Here is a 5,913-nt window from a genome sequence, read left to right on the forward strand (position 1 = left end):
TCATTACCACCGTACCCTTGATGGCTACACCGGCCCCACTGGCGAGATTCTGCGGCCACGCGGCAGCGCCCACAAAAAAAATGGTATCTGGCGGACCGGCTACAGCCGCCCGGCCAAACCGTGTCGAGACTGCCCGCTCAAAGTGGTCTGCCGACCCGACGCTGGTGCCGCACGCCGCATCTACCGGAGCGAGCACGCCGCGGTGATCGCAGCGCATCGTCAACGGATGGCCGACCAGGGACCGGCGCGCAGGCGTCAGCGTGCGGGCTTGGTCGAACATCCCTTCGGCACCCTCAAACGCTGGTTGCGAATACTTTCACAGTCTCCGGAGCCTGGGGAGCCAGCCGAAAATCAATGCCAGTAGAAAATCAATAGGTTAGTTTTTAGGCAGCCTCTAAGGCATCCCGGCGGGATGCGGCCATCCCTGGCCTATCCCGCCCTACGGGGGCTCAATATTCGATTTCGAACTGCGGATGTACCCACAGGAACTCCTGCCGCTTGTTCTGTACCCGCACCAGGCCACCAAAGCCGGGGTCCTGCGCCTTCAGCCACGTCTGGAGCTGCCGCAACACCGGGCCGCGGGCCGCGATCGCCTCGCCCTGCTCCGGATCCGGCGCGTCACTATGCTCCGGCCAATCGGTTATCCGTTCCCCAATCTTGAGCACGGCCTCGAAGGTCTTTTGACCCAGATCCAACTGCCCTTCGATTGCCTTGTAAGCCGCCTCGTCCAGGACCAGCTTGGTGGCCGACGCGGCCACGGGGACCACCAGGCCCAGGGTGCCCGTCAATAGTTTCAGGAAGGGCGCGGATTTCACCAGCCACTGGCGCGGCAGGTCCAGGTCGTACACGCCCTGCTTGCTGTCTTTGCCGTTCAGCACCGGCAAGGGCAGCCGGGAGTGTTCGCACCACAGGGTCACCCGGAACCTGGCGCTGACCCACTTGGGCCGGTCCCAGAAGCCGGGCTCCACCGGCTCCAGGCTGAACAGCCGCGGACCCTCCTTCGCCTCATCCACCAGGGTCCGCATCAGGCCGGCGTAGCCATCCTCCACCTTGCTCAGCAGCTCCCGACCAGCCTTATCCAGATGGTCGAAGCGTCCCATGATCCGGGCCTGTTGCGCGCCTTGTTGCCGATGTATGGCCTGCAACATCAGCATTATCTCCCCGGAGTTGGCGAGCAGTTCTTCGAGCGGATTCGGGCGGGCGGCAGGGGCATTGTGCAGGAGTTGCTCGATGTTCTGCCATTCGTTGCAGACTTGGCACGGCTGCTCGGGCCGGTGGCGCCCCTTGTTCTCGATCAGCTGACCGACCTCGAATAGACCCTTGCAGGGCTGGCCGTCTTCGCGGATCGTCAGGCAGGGCACCGTCACCTCGCACCGCAGGCCCTTCCAGAAGCTCTCCACCAGCCACTTCACCTCGTAGGTCAGCGCCGCCAGGAAGCGTTCCGGGTAGGGCGACCGCACCCTGATCCGCACGTCGTCGCCCATGTGCTCCAAGAAGGCCCGCGCCCCCATGTCGTCTTCCAGTAGCAGGCCCCGCTGCCAGTGGACGCTGGCCCGATGGTCGGCGCGGCCCAGGGAGTATCTGTGCAGGCGCACGATCAATTGGTAAAAGAGCCCCTCAGCGGTGGCCGACTGGTTCTTGGCCGTATCCAGAATCCGGCAGATCTGTAGCTGCTGTTCGTCCCCGGCGGCCGGGTCCGGGGGCCAGTGGGGACCCAGCTCCGAGCGCACGTCCGGCACCAGTTGCCCAATCAGGCTGGTATCCTCCGTTTCATCGGCGACCCGATAGGACAGATCGAAGCGCTCCATCAGCCGTAAAAAAATCGGATGCAGCGACGTCGGGTAGCGGTCCTCTGCCGGCCGGTCCGGGTCCTTCCACAATTGGCCCAGCCGAGCGAAGCTTATCAGGCCCTGGGTCTGCTTACGGGTCTGCTCGTCGTCCAACACAAAGCTGATCGCCGTTGCCAGCCAGTCCGGCTTGAGTATCACCAGATCTCGCAAGGTCGGGTCGTGCTCATAGTGGATCAGATCCCCCAGCCGGTGGCAGATGCGTAGCAAGAGCCGGGCGTCTTCCCGCCCGATTCCCTGTTCCCCGCAGAGACCGAACACCCGCTCCAGCGGCAGATAGGCCTCCCGGCTCGCGCGCAATTGCTCGCGCACCGCCTGCCAGTGCTCGGGGAAGGCGCGGCCCATCTCCGGCAGACCGGCGGCGACCCGGGCGATTTCCTGCTTCAGCTCCGCAATCCCCCGACACGCCTGGGTCTCGGGGTCGGGCCTGCTGTCTATGTGGAAGAACTCGATCACCGTCTCCCTGCCGAACCGGTCCCAGAACGCCTGGCGGTCGATATTCGGCTGGCGCTCCTTGGGGCCGCCGTGGGTAGCGACCACCAGGATCCTGGCCTCCGGCGCCCGGCGGCGTATCAGCTCGATCCACTCCTTCACGAACCCCTGCTGGGGGCCTTCGCGGGGCTTCCACACCACCAGATAGACAGCCGGGGCGCTGAAAAACAACTGGTGGGTGGGCCGATAGACCCGCTGTCCGCCGAAATCCCAGCCGTTGAGCCGGATCTCGGTGCCGGTCTCGGGATCGGTCACCTGCACCGGCTTGATCTCGATCCCGTGGGTCGTCGGGCGGCCCTCCTCCCAGGGATCGCCGCGCAAGGCGCCGAGCAGACAGGTCTTCCCCACCTCCCCCTCGCCGATCAGGATCAGCTTGGCCTCGTTCAATTCTATCTGCGCCGCCGCCTGCGCCCGCAGATACTGCTTGACGGCGTCCCAGCCCTCACTGACGGCCGCGGCCAACTCGGGATGGAATTGATTGGATTCGGCCATAAATATTTCGAGCTTATCCAACCGGCCTAGCGACGCCGGCAGTGCCGTCAGTTGGTTCTTGGAGAGGTGTAGAAGCTCTAACTGGGTGAGCCGGCTCAGGGATTCCGGCAGTGTCGTCAGTCGGTTCCCAGAGAGGAACAGTGCTTGTAACTGAGTGAGTTGAATCAGGGATTCCGGCAGTGCCGTCAGTCGGTTCCTGGAGAGGGACAGCAACTCTAACTGGGTGAGCCGGCTCAGGGATTCCGGCACCGTCGTCAGTTGGTTCTCGGAGAGGTCTAGAAACTCTAACCGGGTGAGACGGCTCAGCGACTCTGGCAGTGTCGTCAGTCGGTTCCAGGAGAGATGCAGCCACTCTAACCGGGTGAGCCGGCTCAGGGATTCCGGCAGTACCGTTAGTCGGTTCCCGGAAAGGTCCAGCACCCGTAACTGGGTGAGCCGGCTCACGGATGCCGGCACCGTCGTCAGTCGGTTCTCGGAGAGGTCCAGCCGCTCTAACCAGGTGAGCCGAAACAGGGATTCCGGCAGCTCGGTAAGCCGCAGCGAGTCCTCGGTATCGTGGTCAAGGCTCAGATCGAGCTCAGTCGCCTGGTTGTGGAGCGCATCTTCGATCTTGCGTTCCGCATTGTGGTAAGCAGTCCCATGTGCCATGGTCGATTTCTCTCGCATCGGGAAGGTGTCGCAAAAAGGGTGGCGTCAGTTGCCAATCCGTGAAATTTTAAACCACAGAGCCGTAGGGCGGGAAAGCGCAGCGCATCCCGCCGGAGTCAGCGGCGGGATGCGCCGTCCCTGGCTTCTCCCGCCCTACGGGCCTCCTTTGTGGCTTGGTGTCTTTGTGTGATGTCCGAAATTTTTCTCACACACAGCCACCAAGACACAAAGTAGGATTTGATGGTTGCGTTTTGCGGCACCCTCCTGTACGGACCTTCCGATATGTCAACACGTCCTAGGATCTGTCTCATCCACACCGGCGGTACCATCGGCATGATCCGGGAGCCCAAGGGCCAGGGATATATCCTGCGTCTCCCGGAGGATCCGAGCGAGTTTCTGCGTTATCTCAAGACGGAGGAGGAGGTCCGGGAGCTCGCCGAGCTGGATTGCGTGGCTCTGTTGAACAAGGACAGCACCAACCTGGTGCCCGCGGACTGGACAAAGATGGCCCAGGCCATTTACCAGCGTCTGGACCGGGGCTACCAGGGCTTTGTGATCGCCCACGGCACGGACACCCTACACTTTTCCGCCTCTGCCCTGGCCTTTGCCTTCGGAGACCGGCTGAATCTGCCCATTGTCTTCACCGGCGCCCAGACCATCCCTGCGGTTGCCCATGGGGACGCCCGGGTCAATCTGCTGCGGGCGGTCAAGGTCGCCTGTGAGGACCTGGCGGAGGTGGTGGTGGCCTTCGGTGAATCCGTCTTTCGCGGCTGCCGGGTGCAGAAAAAGGACGCGCGGCGCTTCGACGCCTTCGAGTCCCCGGCGGAATCCCCGATCGGCTCGATCACTGAGGAGATCCTGTTGGCGACCGGACGGGTGCGGATGCGCCGCAGCCGATCGGGGCCACTGGAATTTCACCCCGGGTTCGCGGACGGCGTGGTCCAGTTCTCATTGATCCCCGGCCTGGAACCCGAGGCCCTGCGCCCGGTCCTCCACAGCGAGCGCTGCAAGGGGGTCATCCTCCAATCCTTCGGCGCCGGTAATGTGCCCAACGCGGGGAGCTATTCCTTCACGGGCTTCATCCGGGAGGCCGTAAATCTCGACAAGCCGGTGGTCATCACCAGCCAGCTCCCTGCTACCTCCACGCTCGCTTCCCCCTATGCACCTGGCCGGGAGGCCCTGGAGGCCGGGGCCATCCCTAGCGGCGACATGACCAACGCGGCGGCGACTACCAAGCTCCGCTGGGTCCTGCACCAGATACAATCGGCCATCGATAGCGGCAGTCTGGCGCCCGCCCGCAAACTGGCACGGGTCAGGGAAATGATGGGCAGGGTCTATGTCGGGGAGATGACACCCAGCGATGCGCCGAGGGGAAATTGACGCTTCCGCCCTGTGAAATCTGGTAGTCGTCAAATTTTAGGTGGTTCAGTTGGGCGATGGCTGGTTTCAATTTGTCATTTCGAGCGCAGCGAGAAATCCTTGTCTCGACGGAGGAGGGATCTTATGCCTAAACAATCCCATTAGGATGAATCCTCAATGGAAAGACTTGCGTATGGGTTGGTTTTGAAGATCCCTCGCTAGGCTCGGGATGACAGGTCCGGTTGAGATGAAAAGGATCAGGCAGACTTCACGACTCAAAATTCAACCACTACCTGAAATCTTTACGGCGGTTGGCCGAGTGTGGACTAAAAATAGGCCTTTAGGACGAGCGAGGCAACACCGGCCAGCAGCACTCCGATCATCCAGCGATTGAGACGGAGCTCACCGTCCACACGCTCGAAACGTGCATCCAGCTTGGCTTCCAACCGCTCGATATCGAGTCTTGTGGCTACTTCCGCTTTTTGCTGAGCTTCCGAAAAGGCACCGACCACCGCTTCGGCCTGCCGCGACTCGAATCCGGCTGCTTCTAGCCTGCGGATGAATTTGTGCGTATCGAAAGTTACAGTTGTCATAGGGCGAAGAATAAAGAACGTCCGCAAAAGCGTCAATGTCCTGCGCGGGAGACATTCACGTCAGGGTGGAAAATCAGCCCCAAAGCCCGTAGCCGGAACCATCGGCGGGATGCGCCGTCCCTGGCTTCTCCCGCCCTACGGGCTCATAAGATGAGGGGCTGGTCGTCCGATGGATGGCGCGGAGCGGAGTGATTTGAATCACAAGGACGTATTAATCTTCCCAAAGTGGTAGTGGTTAATATTTAAATGATTTGTTGGGCACACCGCCGTCCCTGGCGGCTTTGCCCAACCTACGAGCTCCGCCCCTCTCCCACCGGGAGAGGGCCGGGGAGAGGTGATTAAACGAGAAATGGAGAGTGGCTGGTGAACCTCCTCTAGGCTACCACTTAAAAATTTACCACTACCTGATTGAATTGGTGCCTGAAGGTAGTCGTTCAAATCCCACGGCATCATTCTGGAAAGGATCGTCGAAATCCAGTACC

5 protein-coding genes are annotated in these 5,913 nt (G+C 61.8%); 2 read left to right on the plus strand and 3 right to left on the minus strand.

The annotated features are described in order from the left end of the window. Positions 1-364: transposase (locus BQ17_RS11335; RefSeq protein ID WP_176722392.1), on the plus strand; the 364-nt coding region annotated here is incomplete at its 5' end. A gap of 85 nt (positions 365-449) precedes the next feature. Here the strand turns inward: BQ17_RS11335 and BQ17_RS11340 are convergent. Next, positions 450-3,479 carry a COR domain-containing protein gene (locus BQ17_RS11340; RefSeq protein ID WP_089727137.1) on the minus strand — a complete coding sequence of 1,010 codons (3,030 nt, stop codon included), beginning with the start codon at positions 3,477-3,479 and terminating at the stop codon, positions 450-452. A gap of 282 nt (positions 3,480-3,761) precedes the next feature. On the opposite strand from BQ17_RS11340, the gene BQ17_RS11345 reads away from it, so the two are divergent. After that, positions 3,762-4,859, plus strand: a complete 1,098-nt coding sequence (locus tag BQ17_RS11345; protein WP_176722393.1) for an asparaginase — start codon at positions 3,762-3,764, stop codon at positions 4,857-4,859. Between the two features lie 305 nt (positions 4,860-5,164). On the opposite strand, the gene BQ17_RS11350 is transcribed toward BQ17_RS11345, so the two are convergent. Continuing rightward, on the minus strand, positions 5,165-5,431 hold the full coding sequence (locus BQ17_RS11350; RefSeq protein ID WP_089727141.1) for a CCDC90 family protein: 267 nt from the start codon (positions 5,429-5,431) through the stop codon (positions 5,165-5,167). A gap of 198 nt (positions 5,432-5,629) precedes the next feature. Then, the coding region (locus BQ17_RS22640) for a hypothetical protein (RefSeq protein WP_218068231.1) at positions 5,630-5,913 on the minus strand (284 nt) is incomplete at its 5' end.

It is taken from the genome of Candidatus Thiosymbion oneisti (assembly GCF_900092655.1).
In the GTDB taxonomy this organism is placed as follows: Bacteria; Pseudomonadota; Gammaproteobacteria; order Chromatiales; family Chromatiaceae; genus Thiosymbion; species Thiosymbion oneisti.